The 18,108-nt window shown below is 60.1% G+C and carries 19 protein-coding genes; 11 read left to right on the top strand and 8 right to left on the bottom strand.

Going from position 1 to position 18,108, the window contains the following annotated elements; translation table 11 throughout:
- Nucleotides 1-111 precede the first annotated feature (111 nt).
- From GTU76_RS28255 to GTU76_RS28270, 4 genes are all read left to right on the top strand, one after another.
- Nucleotides 112-1,467 carry an MATE family efflux transporter gene (locus tag GTU76_RS28255; protein ID WP_180700123.1) on the top strand — a complete coding sequence of 452 codons (1,356 nt, stop codon included), beginning with the start codon at nucleotides 112-114 and terminating at the stop codon, nucleotides 1,465-1,467.
- 152 nt (nucleotides 1,468-1,619) lie between these two features.
- Nucleotides 1,620-2,618 (top strand): acyltransferase family protein, encoded by a 999-nt coding sequence (locus tag GTU76_RS28260; protein WP_175553885.1) that lies wholly within the window; start codon nucleotides 1,620-1,622, stop codon nucleotides 2,616-2,618.
- Nucleotides 2,619-2,697: 79 nt separating this feature from the next.
- Nucleotides 2,698-3,255, top strand: coding sequence for a YceI family protein (locus GTU76_RS28265; RefSeq protein WP_016986898.1), 558 nt, complete (start codon nucleotides 2,698-2,700; stop codon nucleotides 3,253-3,255).
- Nucleotides 3,256-3,306: 51 nt separating this feature from the next.
- A complete protein-coding gene (locus GTU76_RS28270) occupies nucleotides 3,307-3,993 on the top strand; it encodes a GNAT family N-acetyltransferase (protein WP_180700124.1) in 687 nt (228 codons plus the stop codon).
- Between the two features lie 64 nt (nucleotides 3,994-4,057).
- Here the strand turns inward: GTU76_RS28270 and GTU76_RS28275 are convergent, their stop codons facing one another.
- Nucleotides 4,058-4,498: a hotdog fold domain-containing protein gene (locus GTU76_RS28275; protein WP_180700125.1), complete on the bottom strand. Its 441-nt coding sequence runs from the start codon at nucleotides 4,496-4,498 to the stop codon at nucleotides 4,058-4,060.
- 163 nt (nucleotides 4,499-4,661) lie between these two features.
- On the opposite strand from GTU76_RS28275, the gene GTU76_RS28280 reads away from it, so the two are divergent.
- Nucleotides 4,662-5,294, top strand: coding sequence for a TetR/AcrR family transcriptional regulator (locus GTU76_RS28280; protein ID WP_180700126.1), 633 nt, complete (start codon nucleotides 4,662-4,664; stop codon nucleotides 5,292-5,294).
- 343 nt (nucleotides 5,295-5,637) lie between these two features.
- On the opposite strand, the gene GTU76_RS28285 is transcribed toward GTU76_RS28280, so the two are convergent.
- On the bottom strand, nucleotides 5,638-6,756 hold the full coding sequence (locus GTU76_RS28285) for a DmpA family aminopeptidase (protein ID WP_180700127.1): 1,119 nt from the start codon (nucleotides 6,754-6,756) through the stop codon (nucleotides 5,638-5,640).
- 159 nt (nucleotides 6,757-6,915) lie between these two features.
- A complete protein-coding gene (locus GTU76_RS28290) occupies nucleotides 6,916-8,031 on the bottom strand; it encodes an extracellular solute-binding protein (protein ID WP_180700128.1) in 1,116 nt (371 codons plus the stop codon).
- Nucleotides 8,032-8,141: 110 nt separating this feature from the next.
- Between GTU76_RS28290 and GTU76_RS28295 the strand changes: the two genes are divergently transcribed.
- A complete protein-coding gene (locus GTU76_RS28295; protein WP_180700129.1) occupies nucleotides 8,142-8,915 on the top strand; it encodes a LuxR C-terminal-related transcriptional regulator in 774 nt (257 codons plus the stop codon).
- 149 nt (nucleotides 8,916-9,064) lie between these two features.
- Here the strand turns inward: GTU76_RS28295 and GTU76_RS28300 are convergent, their stop codons facing one another.
- Nucleotides 9,065-10,006 carry a class I SAM-dependent methyltransferase gene (locus GTU76_RS28300; RefSeq protein ID WP_180700130.1) on the bottom strand — a complete coding sequence of 314 codons (942 nt, stop codon included), beginning with the start codon at nucleotides 10,004-10,006 and terminating at the stop codon, nucleotides 9,065-9,067.
- Nucleotides 10,007-10,205: 199 nt separating this feature from the next.
- Here GTU76_RS28300 and GTU76_RS28305 point away from each other — a divergent pair, with 199 nt between their 5' ends.
- Together GTU76_RS28305 and GTU76_RS28310 are read left to right on the top strand one after the other, a co-directional pair.
- Entirely contained in the window at nucleotides 10,206-10,619 is a 414-nt protein-coding gene (locus tag GTU76_RS28305; RefSeq protein ID WP_180700131.1) for a response regulator, read from the top strand.
- 56 nt (nucleotides 10,620-10,675) lie between these two features.
- A complete protein-coding gene (locus GTU76_RS28310; protein ID WP_180700132.1) occupies nucleotides 10,676-11,341 on the top strand; it encodes an HAD-IA family hydrolase in 666 nt (221 codons plus the stop codon).
- A 123-nt stretch (nucleotides 11,342-11,464) separates the two neighbouring features.
- Here GTU76_RS28310 and GTU76_RS28315 read toward each other — a convergent pair whose 3' ends face one another.
- Nucleotides 11,465-12,124 carry a methyltransferase family protein gene (locus tag GTU76_RS28315; protein WP_180700153.1) on the bottom strand — a complete coding sequence of 220 codons (660 nt, stop codon included), beginning with the start codon at nucleotides 12,122-12,124 and terminating at the stop codon, nucleotides 11,465-11,467.
- A 350-nt stretch (nucleotides 12,125-12,474) separates the two neighbouring features.
- Nucleotides 12,475-13,371, bottom strand: coding sequence for a LysR substrate-binding domain-containing protein (locus GTU76_RS28320; protein WP_016986887.1), 897 nt, complete (start codon nucleotides 13,369-13,371; stop codon nucleotides 12,475-12,477).
- A gap of 113 nt (nucleotides 13,372-13,484) precedes the next feature.
- Between GTU76_RS28320 and GTU76_RS28325 the strand changes: the two genes are divergently transcribed.
- The 3 genes from GTU76_RS28325 to GTU76_RS28335 are packed head-to-tail and all read left to right on the top strand — an operon-like array spanning nucleotide 13,485 to nucleotide 15,735.
- On the top strand, nucleotides 13,485-14,507 hold the full coding sequence (locus GTU76_RS28325) for an aldo/keto reductase (protein ID WP_180700133.1): 1,023 nt from the start codon (nucleotides 13,485-13,487) through the stop codon (nucleotides 14,505-14,507).
- Nucleotides 14,504-15,301 (top strand): SDR family NAD(P)-dependent oxidoreductase, encoded by a 798-nt coding sequence (locus GTU76_RS28330; RefSeq protein WP_160040906.1) that lies wholly within the window; start codon nucleotides 14,504-14,506, stop codon nucleotides 15,299-15,301. The genes GTU76_RS28325 and GTU76_RS28330 overlap by 4 nt, the downstream gene beginning before the upstream one ends.
- A 23-nt stretch (nucleotides 15,302-15,324) precedes the next feature.
- The gene (locus GTU76_RS28335; RefSeq protein ID WP_016986224.1) at nucleotides 15,325-15,735 is read left to right on the top strand and encodes an SRPBCC family protein; all 411 of its coding nucleotides are present in this window, start codon (nucleotides 15,325-15,327) and stop codon (nucleotides 15,733-15,735) included.
- Nucleotides 15,736-15,866: 131 nt separating this feature from the next.
- On the opposite strand, the gene GTU76_RS28340 is transcribed toward GTU76_RS28335, so the two are convergent.
- A complete protein-coding gene (locus tag GTU76_RS28340; protein ID WP_016986225.1) occupies nucleotides 15,867-17,261 on the bottom strand; it encodes a sensor histidine kinase in 1,395 nt (464 codons plus the stop codon).
- Nucleotides 17,239-17,922 (bottom strand): response regulator transcription factor, encoded by a 684-nt coding sequence (locus GTU76_RS28345; RefSeq protein WP_016986226.1) that lies wholly within the window; start codon nucleotides 17,920-17,922, stop codon nucleotides 17,239-17,241. The genes GTU76_RS28340 and GTU76_RS28345 overlap by 23 nt, the downstream gene beginning before the upstream one ends.
- Nucleotides 17,923-18,108: the final 186 nt, after the last annotated feature.

The raw sequence follows: 18,108 nt of genomic DNA on the forward strand, positions 1-18,108 counted from the left end.
CGTAGGCACTGGCAATAAACACCGATTTGAAATGTTAATTGCGCCCCGCGTGCAACTCGCCGAAGCTATCCTCCATCAGCCCTCCCGCCGTTCGAGATGGACCTCTATCCAATGCAAGCCGCCGCCCAACGACCACTCTGGCAAACCTACCTGCTGTTCCTCGCGCCGATGGTGCTGTCCAATTTTCTGCAATCGATGTCGGGCACGGTCAATAGCATCTACATCGGTCAGATGCTCGGCACTCAGGCGCTGGCGGCGGTGTCGGGGATGTTTCCCGTGGTGTTCTTTTTTATCGCCCTGGTGATCGGACTTGGCGCCGGCGCCGGTGTGTTGATCGGTCAGGCGTGGGGCGCGCGTGAGCCGCACATGGTCAAGGCGATTGCCGGGGCGACGCTGTTGCTGGGCGTATTGATCGGTCTGGTGGCTGCGGTGTTGGGCAGCGTGTTCGCGCGGCAGGCGCTGACGGGGCTGGGGACGCCGGCGGATGTGCTCGACGATGCGGTGGCGTATGCCCATGTGATGATGTGGATCTTGCCGTCGCTGCTGGTGTTCGTGTTGTTCACGCAACTGTTGCGCGGGGTCAGCGATACGCTCTCGCCGTTGCTGGCGCTGGTGGTGTCGACCTGTGTCGGGCTGGCACTGACGCCGGCGCTGATTCGCGGCTGGTTCGGCTTGCCACAAATGGGTATCCAGAGTGCGGCGTACGCGGGGCTGGCCGGTAACCTGGCGGCGATGGCGTGGCTGTCATGGCGGTTGATCAAAAAGGGTCATCCGTTGGCGCCGGATCGCGAGTTCTTTGCCGCGCTGCGTCTCGATGGGGCGATTCTCGGCAAGGTCCTGCGCATCGGTCTGCCGACCGGCGTGCAGATGATCGTGCTTTCGCTGTCGGAGCTGGTGATTCTGGCGCTGGTCAACCAGCACGGCTCGCAAGCGACGGCGGCGTATGGCGCGGTGACGCAGATCGTCAATTATGTGCAGTTTCCGGCGTTGTCGATTGCGATCACGGCGTCGATCCTCGGCGCGCAGGCCATTGGCGCCGGTCGGCTGGAACGGATGGGGCCGATTCTGCGCACCGGGCTATTGATCAACGTATGCCTGACCGGCGGTTTGATTGTGCTCGGCTATCTGCTGTCGCACTGGTTGCTGGGGCTGTTCCTGACCGAAGATTCGACCCGGGCAATGGCTGAACATCTGCTGCACATCATGTTGTGGAGCTTGTTGGTGTTCGGCTTCCAGGCGATCATCGGCGGGATCATGCGCGCCAGCGGCACGGTGTTGGTGCCAGTGGTGATTGCGATCATTTGCGTGGTCGGTGTGCAACTGCCGGCGGCGTACTGGCTGGATGGGCAATTTGGTTTGCAGGGTGTGTGGATGGCGTTTCCCGTGGCGTACCTGGGGATGCTGGTGTTGCAGACCCTTTACTACAAATTGGTCTGGCAGCATCAGAAGATCGAGCGGTTGGTGTAAACGGTGAAGGCCATCGCTCTGCAATCGTGCGACCAGGTCGGCACCACAGGCCTTTCGCACCGCGAGCACTAGGGTTTGGAGAATCCTCTGGCATCGTCAATCAAAGCATCGTAGGTTAAGCAGCATAACTACAAGGATGATCGAGGGTGTAAGTGGGAGCTTTTCGACTGTTGTTGGCCGTTCTGGTCGCCGTGTCTCATATGGGTAAAAATCTCGCAGGGCTCAATCCCGGCGTGGTTGCCGTCATATCGTTCCTGATCATCAGCGGTTTCGTGATGACCTCGCTCATCGAACGCAACTACCGCAGCATCGAGAAAGTCGGCCTGTTTTATGTCGACAGAGCATTGCGCCTCTACCCACAGTTTCTGTTCTATTTCGTCGTGTCCTGCCTCGTGATCCATTTCCTGTTGCCCGGCACACCCCAGGCGGCTGAACTGACGGTGAAAACCATTGCTTCGAGCCTGCCCATCCTGCCTTTGGGCTTTTACATGTTTGGCATCGCCGGAACGCAAATCCTGCCACCTGCCTGGTCGCTGGGGCTGGAGATGTGTTTCTATCTGGTGATTCCGTTCCTGCTCATTTTCAACGCGCGCGGCGCTGCGTTCATTTTGTCGTTCGGTATTTTCCTGCTGGCTTGCCTTGGCTATATCGATACGGATATCTACGGTTATCGATTGCTGCCGGGCGTGCTGTTCATGTTCCTGTGTGGCAGCTATCTGTACAAGTCCGAACGCAAAGGGGTGGCGATTGCAGTTGGCACGGCGATCGTGGCGGGACTGCTGTTTGTGGCGATCATCACAGGTTTGATCGAGCGCCAGCCGTTCAACGCCGAGGTTACGCTCGGCATCGCGCTGGGCATTCCTGCCGTGTTGCTACTGAGCCGGTTCAAGTTTCATCCGTTGGATGAGTTCCTCGGCAATATCAGTTACGGCATGTTCCTCAACCACTTTGTGGTGATGTACCTGTTGCGCGGTTTTTGGCCGGTAGCCTATGACGCCCATATCGTTGCTGCGGTGCTGGCGCTGGCGTTTGTGTTCAGTACTGTCTCGTATTACTGCGTCGAGCGACCGGCGCTTAAGTGGCGTCACCGCTTGCGGGCGCGTACAGGAAAGGGCGCTGTGCCATCGCGCAGCAGCGAACTGGCCGTTTGAGCCGCGAGCTGGCATAACGGGCGGTTGTTTGCTTAAGTCAATCGAGGCCCTCGACGGCAAGCGATGCCCGGAGAATCCCATGTCGATCCGATTGCTGTTGGCTGCCGTGTTGTGCCTGTGTGTCATGCCGACTGCGCAGGCTGTCGAATACACCCGTGTCAACACCACCGCGAGCCAGATCAGCTTTACCTACAACCAGATGGGCTCAAGGATGTATGGCACTTTCAGCAGGTTCGAGGCGACGCTCGACTTCGACACCGACAATCTCGCCAACGCTCATACGACCTTGCACATCGACCTCACCAGCATCGATGCCGGCAGCGAAGACGCCAATTCCGAGCTGGTGAAGCCGGCCTGGTTCGACACTGCGAAGTTTCCTCTGGCGGTGTTCGAATCGAGTCATTTCACTCGGGTGGACGAGAGCCACTTCGTGATATCCGGCCAGCTCACGCTCAAAGGCATTACCCGCGAGGTTCAGGTCCCGGTGGAGTTGAAACCGGGCCAAACGATCGGCATTTTCGACGCAGAGCTGGTACTTCAGCGCGACGAGTTCGGTCTCGGCGCGGGGGAGTGGGCAGACACGGTGGTGTCCAAGGACATTGCCATCAAGTTCAGGGTCGTGGCGCCACAGCAGTGATGTCGCCTCACAAGGTATGATGTCGCGGTTTTCCGCCGGAGTTCACCCGTCATGCCCCGCCTCACCCACTACAAATCTCCATGCCCCGAAGGCATCAACAGCCAGATTCTACAGATGGTCGTCGACTACCTGACCGACATCAGTGCGGTCGGCCTCGGCCCGAGCAACCTGCTGTACAACGTGTATCAGTATGCCGTCGGCTATGAGGTGCACCTGTATCTGGAAGCGTTGAATGGCGAGAAGGGCACTGAGGTGGAGTTGCTGGTGGCCACCGACGAGGATGATCCGGAGCAAGTGATCGGCTTTCTACTCTATCTGCCGGTGCAGGGTGATTGGGAAGCGTGCAGCGTCGCCTACATGGCCGTGCGCGAAGGGCATCGGCGTCAGGGTGTGGCGCGGGCGATGATCGGCGAAATGCTCGGGCGGTATCTCCACGCGGAACTGGCCTGCACGGTCGGCAAAGTCCCGTACTTCGAGGCACTGGGTTTTGAGGTCATTGGCCAGCGTGAAACCCAGGTGTTGATGAGCACCCGGCATTACCGCAGCAACGGCCTGCGCGGATTTATCGACACCACGCCGATTTACCGGTCGCTGGAAGTGCAGCAGATCCACACCTATCTGCTGCAGAAAAACGGCAAGCGCGCGATGCTCGACGCTGAAAAACAACGCGATCGTCATCTTGATCAGACCAGCCGTCATGTCGAGGAGTTTGTTCGCCAGCGACTGACTGTGCACTGATATCTCATCAGCGAAAAAGCCCTTGCTGTGGATCCCGCAGCAAGGGCTTTTTTCTGCCCGTCATTCAGCCGAGTTTGACGTTCATGGTGATCCGCGCCGTGAACACGTGCTTGCCCTCGGTGTCGTGAATATCCACGGTGACGATCTTGTCGCCTTCGCTCTGCCAATCAACGCCCTCACCACTGGCCACCGCCGTCACATCGGTTTTTGCCTTGGCCAGATACTCCACAGTCATGCCTTTGGGGATCCAGCGTGCGCTGGCCGGGATCGACACGTCGGTCATCATCCCGGCGGCGAGTTCTGCCGCGTTGCACATGGCAATCGCATGCACCGTGCCGAGGTGGTTGGTGATCTCACGACGGAATGGCACTTGTACCGTTGCCGCGTTCGCGCGCAACTCGGTCACCAGTGGGTTGATGCTGCTGAAGTACGGCGCGACCTGGCAGGCCATCTGGCTGAACGCTTGCGGACCTGCGCTGTTGAACATGCTGAGAAACTGACTCATGGAAAGCCTCGCTGAAAGTGATTTTGCAGAATTATGTTCCGTTACAGAATAATATTCTGTAACGGAACGGTATTCTGTCTGCAGGAAATCTGTCAACCTGTGCGTGTTTTTTCCATGGGCACGACGAGTGCCTTTCAATCCCGATTTTCAGGCAGTGAGCCGCATGGACACCGCAGACTTACTTGAACGCAGCTACCCCGGCCGCCGTGCCGAACTCAAGCGCGATATCTTTCGCAAGGCGCTAGGCCTGTTCAACGAGCAGGGTATCGAAGCCACCACCATCGACATGATTCGCGCCGAGTGCGATACCAGCGTCGGGGCGATCTATCACCATTTCGGTAACAAGGAGGGCTTGGTCGCCGCGTTGTTTTTCACCGCGCTGGAGGATCAGGCGCGTCTGCGCGATGCCTATCTGGATGCAGCGAAAACCACCGAGGAAGGTGTGCAGGCGCTGGTGTTCAGCTACGTCGATTGGGTCGAACGTCAACCGCAGTGGGCGCGCTTCCAGTACCACGCGCGGTTTGCCGTGACCAAAGGGCCGTTCAAGGACGAACTGGCCGAGCGCAACAAGACCCGCAATCTGCGTCTGCGCGACTGGCTGGCCGAATCGGGGCGCGCTGGCGAACTCAAGGCCTTGCCCGCCGAACTGTTGCCGTCGTTGATCATCGGTCAGGCCGACAGTTACTGCCGCGCCTGGTTGGCGGGGCGGGTGAAGGGCAGTCCGGCGGACTATCGCGAGTTGCTGGCACAAGCGGCCTGGCGCTCGATCCGCGCCGACTCACTGGTGGACAGCTGATTTGCGCAGACAAAAAAAGAGCCTCAAAGCTCTTTGATGGGGAGGAAGTGGAGCCCGTGAGGCTCAAGATGCGCATGAAGCAAGGCACGGGCTTGATTGGGGTTCAGAGCACCCGCGCCTACGCAGCGCTCGAAGAGCAGAGCCACTGCGTGATTCCATCCTAGGAGTGTGCAAGGGTGGCTCAAGTACCGCCAGTCGCACGGGCGGCGGCACGAACCTGGAAATATTGACGTAATCCTTTGTGGGAGCGAGCCTGCTCGCGAAGGCGGCGTGTCAGGCAATATTGAGTCGACTGACACTCTGTCTTCGCGAGCAAGCTCGCTCCCACAGGGAAATTCGGATGTTAGCGCGATCCAGGCCAGCCTGATTGTTTGAGGGCAGCGAGCAGGGCGTCGGCATCGAGTCCCGGCACCGAATGCCCGTTGCCCTCGCTGCTGTCACTGGCCAGCAAGGCATTGATGATCGCTTCTTCAATCGCCTCGGTCGCCGCCAGAAACAACTCACTGATGTGGTCATTGTTGACCATGCGCAAGCCGTCACAGGTCGGCGCGCCTTTGCCTTCGTAGGCGGCGGGCGGCACGTGAGCGTTGCCGGTGGCGAAGGCGATGAAGATGTCGCCGCTGTGATCCTCGTTGCCACCGCCGGTGCGAGCCAGACCCAGGCTCGCACGCTGCGCCAGACGTGTGCATTGATGAGGCAACAGCGGCGCATCGGTGGCCAGACAGACGACGATCGAACCCATGCCCGGATGTGGCAACGATGCCCGCAAGAACGGCGAATCTTTCTGTTCCATGTAACGCCCGACCGGATAGCCATCGACCCGCAACTCACTGCGAATACCGTGGTTGGCCTGCACGATGGCGCCGACGGTCCAGCCGCCCTGAGCACTGTTCAAACGCCGCGACGCAGTGCCGATGCCGCCCTTGAACTCATGGCAGATCATGCCGCTGCCACCGCCGACCGCGCCCTCTATCACAGGGCCGTCGACGGCTGCGCTCAGCGCTTGGGCAACGTGTTCAGGCCGGACGTGAAAACCGTTGATGTCATTGAGCAACCCGTCAAAGGTTTCCAGCACCACCGGCATGTTCCAGTAGAGACGGCCGTCGTCGGGTTGCTGCTGGCGATCCAGTGCAATCAAGGCATCGCGCACCACGCCGAGGCTGTGGGTGTTGGTGAACGCAATCGGGCTGGTCAGCAGACCCGCCTCGCGAATCCATTCAAGCCCGGTGGCGTCACCGTTGCCGTTGAGCACATGCACGCCGGCAAAACACGGTTGCTGATTGGTCGAACCAGCGCGTGGTTCGATCAGCGTGACGCCGGTGCAGATGTCACGCCCGGCGCTGCTGCGGCCGCGCACATTGCTGTGGCCGACGCGCACGCCGGGGACATCGGTGATGGCGTTGAGCGGACCAGGTGGCAGTTGGCCGATGCGGATGTTGAGGTCACGGGCACGAGGTTTCATTGGTTTCTGTCTCTCAAAAATACGTTGGGATGTTCGCCGGCCCCGGTGGGAGCGAGCTTGCTCGCGAAGGCAGTCCGACATTCAACATTGATGTCGACTGAGCCACCGCATTCGCGAGCAAGCTCGCTCCCACAGGGTTTGTGAAATATTCAAAAGGCTTTACTGGCCGTTCTTGACCTTGCTCCACACTCGCGTGCGCACGCGCTCGGTGGCCTTCGGCAAAGGCTCAAGGGTGTACAGCGTGGCCATCGCTGCGGCGGAGGGATAAACCGCTGGGTTGTCCCGCGTGGCTTCGGCCACGAGCGGTGTCGCGGCACGATTGCCATTGGGATACGACAGATGATCACTGACCGGGGCAATCACTTCGGGGCGCAGCAGATAGTCGATAAAGGCCAGACCCTGAGGCCGATTCGGCGCGTCCTTGAGCAGCACCAGCGTGTCGAACCACACCGGCGCGCCTTCCTTGGGCAGGCTGTAGGCGATCTTCACGCCGTTGTTGGCCTGCTCGGCATTGGTCTTGGCTTCCAGCATGGCGCCCGACCAACCGACCGCCACGCAAATGTTGCCGTTGGACAGGTCGCTGATGAATTTCGAGGAGTTGAAGTAGGCGATGTGCGGGCGCAGTTTCAGCAGCAGCGCTTCGGCTTTTTTATAGTCTTCAGGATCGGTGCTGTTCGGTGGCAGGCCGAGATAGTGCAGGGCGACCGGCAGCATCTCCGACGGTGAATCGAGCATCGCCACACCGCACTGGCCGAGTTTGGCGAGGTTGGCTTCGTTGAACACCAGATCCCACGAGTCCACCGGCGCCTTGTCGCCCAGCGCCGCGCGCACCTTGTCGACGTTGTAGCCGATGCCGTTGGTGCCCCACAGATACGGCACGGCGTATTGATTGCCGGGATCGTTGTTGGCCAGTTTCGCCAACAGGTCGGCATCGAGATTCTTCCAGCCCGGCAGTTGCTCGCGCGGTAGTGGGGCGAGGGCGCCGGCCTTGATCAGCGTCGGCAGGCTGAAGTTGCTCGCCACCACCACGTCGTAGCCGCTGCGGCTGGTCATCAGTTTGCCTTCGAGGACTTCGGCACTGTCGAAGGTGTCGTAGACCGGTTGGATACCGCTGTCGCGCTGGAAATCGTGGAGGGTGTTCGGGCCGATGTAGTCGTACCAGTTGTAGACGTGCACGCTCGGCGCGTCGGCGGCCATGGCAATTGAGCTGGCGCTGAGACCGGCCAGCAGGCCCAGTTTTATGCCGAGGTTGATACAGCCACGGTGACCACGCATGATGCGGCACTCCTGGCCTGTGCAGGCCGGTGATGAACAGGAGTGCTCAGCCTATCGGGCCGGTCACGCCTGACCCATTCCCATCATGGGTTACTCAAAAGGGGTAGTGCGTGGACGCGTTGCTGCAGGAACTGCCGGTGCATCAAAGCCTGGCGCGGGTGTTTGCCAAGGTCGGTCAGGAAGGTTTCTGGCGCGCGCTGGTCGATACGTTGCGGCTGCTGGTGCCGCTGGACAACGCGCTGGTGGCGCTGATGAAGGCCGGGCAGGCGCCGCAATTGCTGATCGACTTCGACAGCAAGGGCCGTCCCGACGAGCAGGAAGAACTGGCCGGTTACAGCGCCGGGATGTACCTGCTCGATCCGTTTTATCAAGCCGCATCGATTGGCATTGCCGACGGCTTGCACAGCCTGGCCTCGGTGGCGCCGGACCAGTTTCTGCACAGCGAGTACTACCAGAGTTACTTCCGTTCGGTGGTCGGCGAAGACGAGTTGCAGTTCATGATCAACGTCGAGGGCGGCGTGCTCGGATTGTCATTGGGGCGGTCGACGCCGTTCGACATGGCCGAGCAGGGCCGGTTGCTGTGCGTGCGTGACTGGGTGTTGGCGGCGATGCGTCGGCATGTGCAGTTGCTGCCGCCGCAGAGTGCGGTGGCGGAAACGCTGGTCGGGGATCTGGCAACTTTGCTTGACCGCTTCGATGCGCGGCTGACGGTGCGCGAGGTCGATACCGCGCGGCTGATCTTGCAGGGTTTCTCCAGCAAGGCGATGGCCCAGCAGATGGGCATCTCGCCGGAGACGGTCAAGGTGCATCGGCGCAATCTGTATCACAAGCTCAATGTCACCGGGCATGGTGAGTTATTTGCGCTGGTGTTGCGCCCTCACTAAAGATCATCGGCCGTACACATAAACCTGTGGGAGCGAGCTTGCTCGCGAATGCGGTAGATCAGTCAACCTCACTGGCGACTGACAAAACGCTTTCGCGAACAAGCTCGCTCCCACAGGGGATGTGTGTTGTTCAGGGGATGTTCTGGGTGTCAGATAGTGCGCTGGAAGACCAATGCCTTGAGGCCGCTTTCAGGATCTATGTCCGCAAACTCAGGCGGGTTCTCCAGCCGCTCTACAAAACGCAGACTCGGCGCTTCCTGCGTCACGCCATCAATCAGAAAGTCCGAACCAAACGCCGGATCGTTCATGCACGCCAGCACGGTGCCTTGCGCCGTAAGCAATTCCGGCAAACGACGCAGCACGCGCTGGTAATCCTTGGTCAGCAGGAAACTGCCTTTCTGGAACGACGGCGGGTCGATGATCACCAGATCATACGGGCCGCTGTTGATCACCTTGCCCCACGACTTGAACAGGTCGTGGCCGAGGAAACTGACTTTGCTCAGGTCATGGCCGTTCAAGCGATGATTGTCGCGGCCACGGCTCAGGGCTGCGCGGGACATGTCCAGATTGACCACATGACTGGCGCCGCCCTCGATGGCCGCCACGGAAAAACCGCAGGTGTAGGCAAACAGATTGAGCACACGTTTGCCGTTGGCCTGCTCGCGCACCCAGTTGCGCCCGTAGCGCATGTCGAGAAACAGCCCGGCGTTCTGTTTGCGGCCCAGATCGACGCGATACTGCAAGCCGCCCTCGACGATGCTCATTTCGTCGATCTCATCACCCAGCAGCCACTCGGCAGTGCTCTGCGGCAAATAGCGATGCTGGATCAGCAACGTGTGGGCGCCGGACTGTTTCCATTCGGCGAAACCGGTGAGTTTCATCAGCAACGCCTTGAGATCGTCCAGTTGCTCAGGCGCCGGCTCCTTGAACAGCGACACCAGCACCACGCCTTGCAGCCAGTCCACCGTCAACTGCTCCAGCCCGGCCCAGCAGCGTCCGCGCCCGTGGAACAGGCGACGGGTTTCGCTCGGTGCAGCCGCGAGGGCCGGCAGCAGATGGGCGTGGAGGATGGCGAGGGCTTCAGGGTTCATCGGTCAGGATCGGCAAGCAAAAGGGCCGGCATTTTAACCACAAATACGCCGTCACGAACGATTGCCGGCGACGGGCAAAAACGGCCTTTCGCAAAAGACCTGTATCAAAAATGAATTTCTGCAGAGCCCGCTGCTCATACCAGTTAAGCAGCGGATTCAAGCCGCTAAATCGTTAATGCAATTCAGGGAGTGCAGTTCCATGTGCCCAATACCTACGGCGAGCGCGCACCTTCCTGACGGATTGATTCTGGTGGTTGAGGATGATCCGTTGATTCTGGAGTTTCTCTGCGAAATTCTTCAGGAGGAAGGTTTCAAAGTCGAGCCGCAGACCAGTGCCGACGCCGCATCACTTTATCTTGAGCAGAACGCCCCGAACGTGGCGTTGCTACTGACCGACATCACCATGCCCGGCACCCTTAATGGCGCGGATCTGGCCAACCTGGTCGGCGACCGTTGGCCGGACAAACCGGTGATGGTCATGTCCGGCTATGAAACGCCCGAGACCTCCGGGGTCAAGCATCCGGTGGCGTTCATCAAGAAGCCCTGGGCCATTGGTCAACTGCTCGACTGCGTCGACAGCGCCTTCAAATCCAAGGCACCGCGCCTGCACTGACAAGTGCTACATTGCCGGGCACATCTGCCCGGCCCCTTGCCAGAGGAAGCGAACTTTTGCCTGCTCACGACACTCTTTTCAATCGCGCGTTCGGCGCGTTTCTGTTCGACATGGACGGCACCGTCCTCAATTCCATCGCCGCTGCCGAGCGGATCTGGTCAGCCTGGGCCGTGCGCCATGGCGTCGACGTGGAAACCTTTTTGCCGACCATTCATGGCGCGCGAGCCATCGACACGATCAATCGCCTGAACCTGCCTGACGTGGATGCCGAGGCGCAAGCGGCGTTCATCACCGAGGCGGAAATCGCAGACGTTGAAGGCATTGTCGAGATTCCCGGCGCGGCACAGTTTCTCAACAGCCTGCCCAACGATCGCTGGGCGATGGTGACGTCGGCACCACGGGATCTGGCGTTGCGGCGGATGGCGGCGGCGGGGATTCCCGCGCCGGCGGTGATGATCACCGCTGAAGATGTGAAGGCTGGCAAACCTGATCCGGCCGGCTATCTTCTGGCAGCCAAACGTCTTGGCCTGGAAGCGCATGATTGCCTGATCTTCGAAGACGCCACCGTCGGCATTCAGGCGGCCGAAGCGGCCGGCGCGGCGTTGATGATCATCACTACGACGCATCAGCATCCGCTGGAAACGGACCATGCGACGTTGGCCAGTTATGCTGCTGTTCAGGTCAAAGTCGACAGCGCTGGCCTGCATCTGCGACGCAACTGACACAACACAATCCCTTGTAGGCCTTCGCCTGCTCGCGATAGCGGTGTGTCAGATAACACTTATTTGACTGAAAGACCGCTATCGCGAGCAGGCTCACTCCTACAGGAGGACGGTGTTCGCAAATCAATAAACCCCCGGCACCAAGCGCCAACTCCGCGCGCAATAAGCCTCGTACTCCGCCCCAAACTGCGCACGCAGCAGCGCTTCCTCCGAATGAATCCGGGCAATCAGCGGGATCAATGTCAGCGCCGCCAGCATCAGTCCGACCACCGAACGAAACGCCAGCGCCCAACCCACGGCATTGACCACCAAGCCCAGATAACTCGGGTTGCGCAGGTGTTGATAGATGCCATCCGTCACCAAACGATGCCCCGGCTGAATCGCCACCAGTCCACTGAACCGCCGCCCCAGCACAAACACCGGCCACAGTCGCAGGGCGCCACCGACGATAAACAGCAAAGCGCCGAGCCAACGCATACCTTCAGCGCCCACCGTCCAGAAGTTCACCCGGTCGCAATAGGCCGGCAAGAAGCCACTGACCAGACCAATCACGCCAAAGGCCGGAATCACCCAGCGATTGGCGCGGTCTTCACGTTCGCCAGAACTGAGATTGACCTGGCTGAACAGTGAGGCGAACACCATGGCCACCGTCGCCAGTGCCACGATCACCAGCGAACCGTGGGAAAAGAACATCGCCACACCGCCAATGCCCCATACCGCCAGCCCCAGCCAGGCGAGGGTGGCGAGCACCGCGACAACGGTCATTTGCGCAGACATTTTCATGGTCAACTCACGGCTGGATGCTGATCCCATGAGTGTAGATCCACCGCAAAACCTGTGGGAGCGAGCCTGCTCGCGAAGGCGTTGGGTCAGTCAATTTTGATCTTGGCTGTGCCGGCCCCTTCGCGAGCAAGCTCGCTCCCACGGGGTTCTGCGTCGTACGGAGAATGCGAGATCACTTCTGAACCTGTGAGAGCGAGCTTGCTCGCGAAGGCGTTGGGTCAGTCAATTTTGATCTTGGATGTGCCGGCCCTTTCGCGAGCAAGCTCGCTCCCACAGGTTATGGGGTTGATTTCAATTCTGTGAACGACACGAATTCCTGTGGGAGCGAGCTTGCTCGCGAAGGGGCCATGTCAGTCAGCAGATATCTTGTCGTCAGTCAGGACTTTGCGGAAGGTCTCGACCAATGGCCGCAAGTTGATCCGATGCCATGCCGCCCACAACGGCGTGGTCAGCGTCAGCCACGGCAGTTCACGCAACACCACACCCGGCGGCGCGTTATGGCTCAGGCCTTTTTGAATCATCGCAATCCCCAGCCCCGATGCCACCAGTCCCAGCGCAGTAAACGGTTCGGTCGCCTGCATGCGCACATCCGGAGTGAACCCGGCGCGGATGCAGGCGCTGACAAATTCATCGTTGGCATCCTGACGCGGCTGCACGCCGATCCATTCCTGTTCGGCCAGATCCTGCGGGCTCAACGAAAGCGCTCTGGCTAAAGCATGCTGTTCCGGCAACGCCAGCAGCATCGGATCATCCAGCACCTGGAAACTCAAAAGATCCGGATCGTCATCGGTCGGCGGCTCACTCACCAAGGCAATATCGAGACTACGCTGTCGCAGGCCTTCCAATTGCTCGGCGGAACTGAGGTTGTACAACGCGACGTGCACATTCGGCCGATCGGCGCGCAACACGCGCAAGGCATTGGGCAGGACGCCGGCGTGCATGGCGTTCTCGATATAGCCGATGCACAAGCCACCTTCTTCGCCGCGACCCAGGCGTTTGCCGAGGGATTCCAGGCGATTGGCGTGGGTGAGCAGGGCGCGGGTTTCGGCGAGGAAGGTCTGGCCGTCGCGGGTCAGGCGAATGCGTTGCTGGCTGCGTTCGAACAGGGTCAGGCCCAAGCGCTCTTCGAGCTGGGCGATCTGTCGGCTCAGCGGCGACTGGGAAATATGCAGCCGTTCGGCGGCGCGGCCGACGTGTTCTTCCTCGGCAACGACAACGAAGTAGCGCAATTGGCGGATGTCGATCATGTCAGACCTATAGGGACTCAAGTGCTGCGCATTATGTCTTGGACGGTCTCGGTGTCGCAATCTAGGATCTGCTCAACGGTCACACAGACCCAGAACCTATTGAGGAAAAACCCATGAGCTTGAAAGACAAACTCCCCGGTCAACTGGGCTTCGGCACCGCGCCACTGGGCAACATGTTCCGCGCCATCCCGGAAGCCGAAGCGCAGGCCACCGTGCATGCCGCGTGGGATGCCGGCGTGCGTTACTTCGACACCGCACCGTTTTACGGTTCGGGCCTGTCGGAAATTCGCCTTGGCGAAGCCTTGAAGCAATACAACCGCGACGACTACGTGCTGAGCAGCAAGGTCGGCCGAGTGATTCTCGATGAAGTCGAAGACGCCGCCGCCCGCGATCTCGGCGAAAAAAGTGGTGTTTTCGAACACGGTCGCCCGAACAAGATCGTCAATGACTACAGCGCCGATGCAACCCTGCGCTCCATTGAGGACAGCCTCAAACGCCTGCAAACCGATCGCCTCGACATCGTCTGGGTGCACGACATCGCTCAAGACTTCTACGGCGATCAATGGCTGGAATACTTCAACCAGGCCCGCACCGGCGCATTCAAAGTACTGACCCGCTTGCGTGAAGAAGGCGTGATCAAAGGCTGGGGCCTGGGCGTAAACAAAGTCGAGCCGTGTGAACTGACCCTCGACCTCAGCGAAGCGCAGCCGGACGGTTTTCTGTTGGCCGGGCGTTACACGCTGCTCGACCACGAACGTCCGTTGCAACGCCTGATGGATTCGGCCCTAGCGCAAAATGTTGAAATCGTCGTCGGTGGCCCTTATAGCTCGGGCATTCTCGCCGGTGGCGCGCACTTCGAATACCAGAAGGCCAGCCCTGAAGTCATCGCCAAGGTCGAGCAGATCAAACGCATCGCCGCTGCTTACAACGTCGATATCAAAGCCGCTGCGCTACAGTTCTCGCTGGCCAATCCAGCGGTTGCGGCGGTGATTCCCGGCGCCAGCAAACCCGGCCGAATTGCTGAAGACGTCGCCGCATTGTCAGCCGTTATTCCTGCCGGTTTCTGGCAGGCCATGCGCGACGCCAGACTGGTTTCCGAACGTGCACCATTGCCAATCGATGAGGTGAAAGCATGAAGATTGATCTGAGTGGAAAACTGGCCATTGTCAGCGGCAGCACTGCTGGTATCGGCTTGGGTATCAGCCAGTCGCTGGCCGAAGCTGGCGCCACGGTGGTGGTGATCGGCCGCGACACCGGCAAAGTTGAACAGGCGTTGGCGAGTATTCGCGAGAAAGTCCCAGGTGCGCAGTTGCGTGGTTTGGCTGCCGATCTGGGCACCGCGGAGGGCGCGCAGAAGCTGTTCGCTGCTGAACCGCGCGCGGACATTCTGGTGAACAACCTCGGCATCTTCGACGCCGTGGATTTCTTCGACGCGCCGGACAGCGAGTGGACGCGCTTCTATGAGGTCAACGTGATTTCCGGTGTGCGTCTGGCGCGGCATTATGTGCCGGCGATGGTCGAGCAAGGTTGGGGCCGAGTGATTTTCCTGTCTTCGGAATCCGGCGTCGCCACGCCAGCGGACATGATCAACTACGGCGTGACCAAAAGCGCCAATCTGGCGGTGTCCCACGGTCTGGCCAAACGTCTGGCTGGCACCGGGGTGACGGTCAATGCGATCCTGCCGGGACCGACCTTCACCGATGGCCTGCAAGACATGCTCAAGGATGCCGCCGCCGAATCCGGGCGCAACCTGCGCGATGAAGCCGACGCCTTCGTGCTCAAGGCCCGCCCCACTTCGATCATCCAGCGTGTCGCCGATGTTGAAGAGGTCGCGCACCTGGTCACCTACATTGCTTCGCCGCTGTCCTCGGCCACCACCGGCGCAGCCTTGCGCGTCGATGGCGGCGTGGTCGACAGCCTGACGATCTGAATTCCCGAGAGAGACGTTTATCTATGCCTACAGCATCAGCAACCATCGATATCCCGGCCTCGGCCGATCAGGTCTGGCAATTGATCGGCGGCTTCAACACGCTGCCCGATTGGCTGCCGTTTATTCCCAACAGTGAACTGAGCGACGGTGGGCGCGTGCGCACCTTGCAAACCGCTGACGGCGGCGTGGTGGTCGAGCGTCTGCAAGCGTTCGATAACACAGCGAAGACCTACAGTTATTCGATTGAACAGGCGCCGTTTCCGGCCACTGATTACTTGGCGACGATCAAGGTCGAAGCTCTGGGGCAGGGCGCACGGGTGACGTGGTCGGGGCGCTTTAACGCCAAAGGCGTGAGCGATGAGGAAGTGGTGGCGTTGTTTAACGGCATCTACCAAGGTGGACTCGAGGCATTGCGCGCCAATTACCCAACCTGATCATTGAGCACAAAACCCTGTGGGAGCGAGCTTGCTCGCGAAGAGGGAGTATCAGGCAACATCTTTGTTGAATGACACACCGCCTTCGCGAGCAAGCTCGCTCCCACATTGATTGCGTTTCAGAGTAGGAATCAGGAATTCTCGATCAGGCTCTGCCGGCAATCGAGCAGCAATTTCGCCCCGCCCAGATCACTGCTGCCGACTTCAAGACTGAAGCCATGCAAGCTGACAATCGCGGCGACAATCGACAGCCCCAAACCAAAACCACCCTGCGGCTGCCCACCCTCGGCGCGATAGAAACGCTGGAACACCGCCTCGCGCTCAGCCTCGGGAATCCCCGGTCCTGAATCGTGCACTTCAATCCGCGTCTGTCCCCCCGCGTTCACCCCACGCAGCATCACTGTGCCGCCCGGTGGTGTGAACTTGATCGAATTACTCAGCAGATTGGCCAAGGCCTCGAACAGCAACGCCCGATCACCATTGAGCGGCGGCAGCGTCTCCGGCATGTTCAGCTCGAAACGCAGCTCGCCTTCCTCGGCCAGCGGCAGGTAAAACTCATGCAGCTCTTCCAGCAACTGCACCGGGTCGAGCTCGACAAAACCTGAACGGCGCTGACGATCCTCCAGTTCGGAAATCCGCAGCAACCCGCGAAACCGCGCCATCAGCGTATCCGCTTCAGCCAGCACCAAATCCAGTTGCGCCGCTTCCTGCGAGCCTTCGCCAGCCTGCTGCTGCATGCGATACAACTGCGCGCGCAGTCGCGTCAGCGGCGTGCGCAAATCATGGGCGATGTTGTCACAAACGCCTTTGACTTCATTCATCAAGCGTTCGATGCGTTCGAGCATGGCGTTGACGATCGCGGCGAGCATGTCCAGTTCATCGCGGCGGTTGGACAGGGGCAGGCGATGGGTCAGGTCGCCGGCAACAATTGCCTGGGCGCTGTCCTGAATCGCTCGGATGCGCCGCAACGGCCGACGCCGCAGCAAATGCCAACCGGCAATCCCCGGCAGAATCGTCAACGACACGCCCCAGAACAACGCATGCAAAATGATCCGCGTGACGGCGAACAGCGAGCCGTTGTCGCGCAGCAACACCAGCCAGCGGCCGTCGCGGGTTTGCGTGGCGACCGCATCGCAGCTGTCATTGGGCAGGGTCGGGTCATCGGAGTCGGCGCAGTCGGCGAGCATGTGGATCTTGCCGTCCAGCGGCAGGCCTTCGGGAATCTGCTGCAAGGCGCCGCCGAGGTAAACGCCGTCGGCGTCGAACAAGCCATAGGCGTCGATGCCGCGAATATCGAAAGTCATGCTGGCGGCGAGGGCGTCTTCCAGTTGCTCGCCGCGGAAATGCGAAAACAGGTGCTGACGTTGCATCAGCGAATGTTTGGCGAGGTTGTCGAGGTAGCCGGAAACCTCGTAATACATGACCCCCATGAGGATCGCGCTCCAGGCCACGAACAGCGAACTGTACAGCGCCAGCAAGCGGCTGCTGGAGGAGCGCCAGCCGTCAGACGGGTTCGGCAATGACATAACCGGAGCCTCGTACCGTGCGGATCAGCGGCACATGGCCGACGGCGTCGATCTTCTTGCGCAGACGGCCGATGTGCACGTCGATCAGGTTGGTGCCGGGGTCGAAGTGATAACCCCAGACCTCTTCGAAAATCATCATCCGCGAGAGGATCTGGCCGCTGTTGCGCATGAGGAATTCAAGCAACTTGTATTCGGTCGGCAATAGCGTCAGCACCTGTTCGGCACGGCGCGCTTCGTGGCTGATCAAGTCCAGTTCGAGGTCGGCCACCTGCAACGTTGTCGCCTGAGTCGCGCCGCTGTTCTGTCGGCGCAGCAACACTTCGACCCGTGCGGCCATCTCGTCGGTGGCGAACGGTTTGGTCAGGTAATCATCGCCGCCGGCGCGCAAGCCGCGCACGCGCTCGTCGACATCGGAGAGGGCGCTGATCATCAGGATCGGTGTGGCCACGCCCATGGTGCGCAGGGTGGTGACGATGGCCAGGCCATCAAGTTCGGGCAGCATGCGGTCGAGGGTGATCAGGTCGTAGTTGCCGCTCACGGCGCGGTCGAGGCCTTCGCGGCCATTGTCGACCCAGTCGACTTCCAGCCCGTGGCTGCTCAGTTCGGCGACAATTTCCCGCGCAGTCACGGCGTCGTCTTCGATGGTCAAGATACGAGTCATAGGCAGACCTGCTGATCGGTTCAAACGGAATGGCAGCATTTTGCCAAGAAAATCCGCTGACGCTTTAAATTAACTTTCATGTTGTAGCTGTCACAAACGCAAATTTCGGATCCTGGCAAAATTCACTGCCAATGCATAAAACCCGCTGTTAATCGGCATTTGTTGCAATTTGCAAGGTTTGCGTAA

Source organism: Pseudomonas crudilactis (genome assembly GCF_013433315.1).
Taxonomy (GTDB): domain Bacteria; phylum Pseudomonadota; class Gammaproteobacteria; order Pseudomonadales; family Pseudomonadaceae; genus Aquipseudomonas; species Aquipseudomonas crudilactis.

What these genes read in the sequence shown, in the direction of transcription:
- GTU76_RS28300 (WP_180700130.1), bottom strand. Translation starts at nt 10,006, where the DNA reads ATGAACCCTGAAGCCCTCGCCATCCTCCACGCCCATCTGCTGCCGGCC.
- GTU76_RS28340 (WP_016986225.1), bottom strand. Translation starts at nt 17,261, where the DNA reads ATGTCATTGCCGAACCCGTCTGACGGCTGGCGCTCCTCCAGCAGCCGC.
- GTU76_RS28265 (WP_016986898.1), top strand. Translation starts at nt 2,698, where the DNA reads ATGTCGATCCGATTGCTGTTGGCTGCCGTGTTGTGCCTGTGTGTCATG.
- GTU76_RS28320 (WP_016986887.1), bottom strand. Translation starts at nt 13,371, where the DNA reads ATGATCGACATCCGCCAATTGCGCTACTTCGTTGTCGTTGCCGAGGAA.
- GTU76_RS28275 (WP_180700125.1), bottom strand. Translation starts at nt 4,498, where the DNA reads ATGAGTCAGTTTCTCAGCATGTTCAACAGCGCAGGTCCGCAAGCGTTC.
- GTU76_RS28315 (WP_180700153.1), bottom strand. Translation starts at nt 12,124, where the DNA reads ATGAAAATGTCTGCGCAAATGACCGTTGTCGCGGTGCTCGCCACCCTC.
- GTU76_RS28255 (WP_180700123.1), top strand. Translation starts at nt 112, where the DNA reads ATGCAAGCCGCCGCCCAACGACCACTCTGGCAAACCTACCTGCTGTTC.
- GTU76_RS28270 (WP_180700124.1), top strand. Translation starts at nt 3,307, where the DNA reads ATGCCCCGCCTCACCCACTACAAATCTCCATGCCCCGAAGGCATCAAC.
- GTU76_RS28305 (WP_180700131.1), top strand. Translation starts at nt 10,206, where the DNA reads ATGTGCCCAATACCTACGGCGAGCGCGCACCTTCCTGACGGATTGATT.
- GTU76_RS28285 (WP_180700127.1), bottom strand. Translation starts at nt 6,756, where the DNA reads ATGAAACCTCGTGCCCGTGACCTCAACATCCGCATCGGCCAACTGCCA.
- GTU76_RS28335 (WP_016986224.1), top strand. Translation starts at nt 15,325, where the DNA reads ATGCCTACAGCATCAGCAACCATCGATATCCCGGCCTCGGCCGATCAG.
- GTU76_RS28345 (WP_016986226.1), bottom strand. Translation starts at nt 17,922, where the DNA reads ATGACTCGTATCTTGACCATCGAAGACGACGCCGTGACTGCGCGGGAA.
- GTU76_RS28325 (WP_180700133.1), top strand. Translation starts at nt 13,485, where the DNA reads ATGAGCTTGAAAGACAAACTCCCCGGTCAACTGGGCTTCGGCACCGCG.
- GTU76_RS28330 (WP_160040906.1), top strand. Translation starts at nt 14,504, where the DNA reads ATGAAGATTGATCTGAGTGGAAAACTGGCCATTGTCAGCGGCAGCACT.
- GTU76_RS28290 (WP_180700128.1), bottom strand. Translation starts at nt 8,031, where the DNA reads ATGCGTGGTCACCGTGGCTGTATCAACCTCGGCATAAAACTGGGCCTG.
- GTU76_RS28280 (WP_180700126.1), top strand. Translation starts at nt 4,662, where the DNA reads ATGGACACCGCAGACTTACTTGAACGCAGCTACCCCGGCCGCCGTGCC.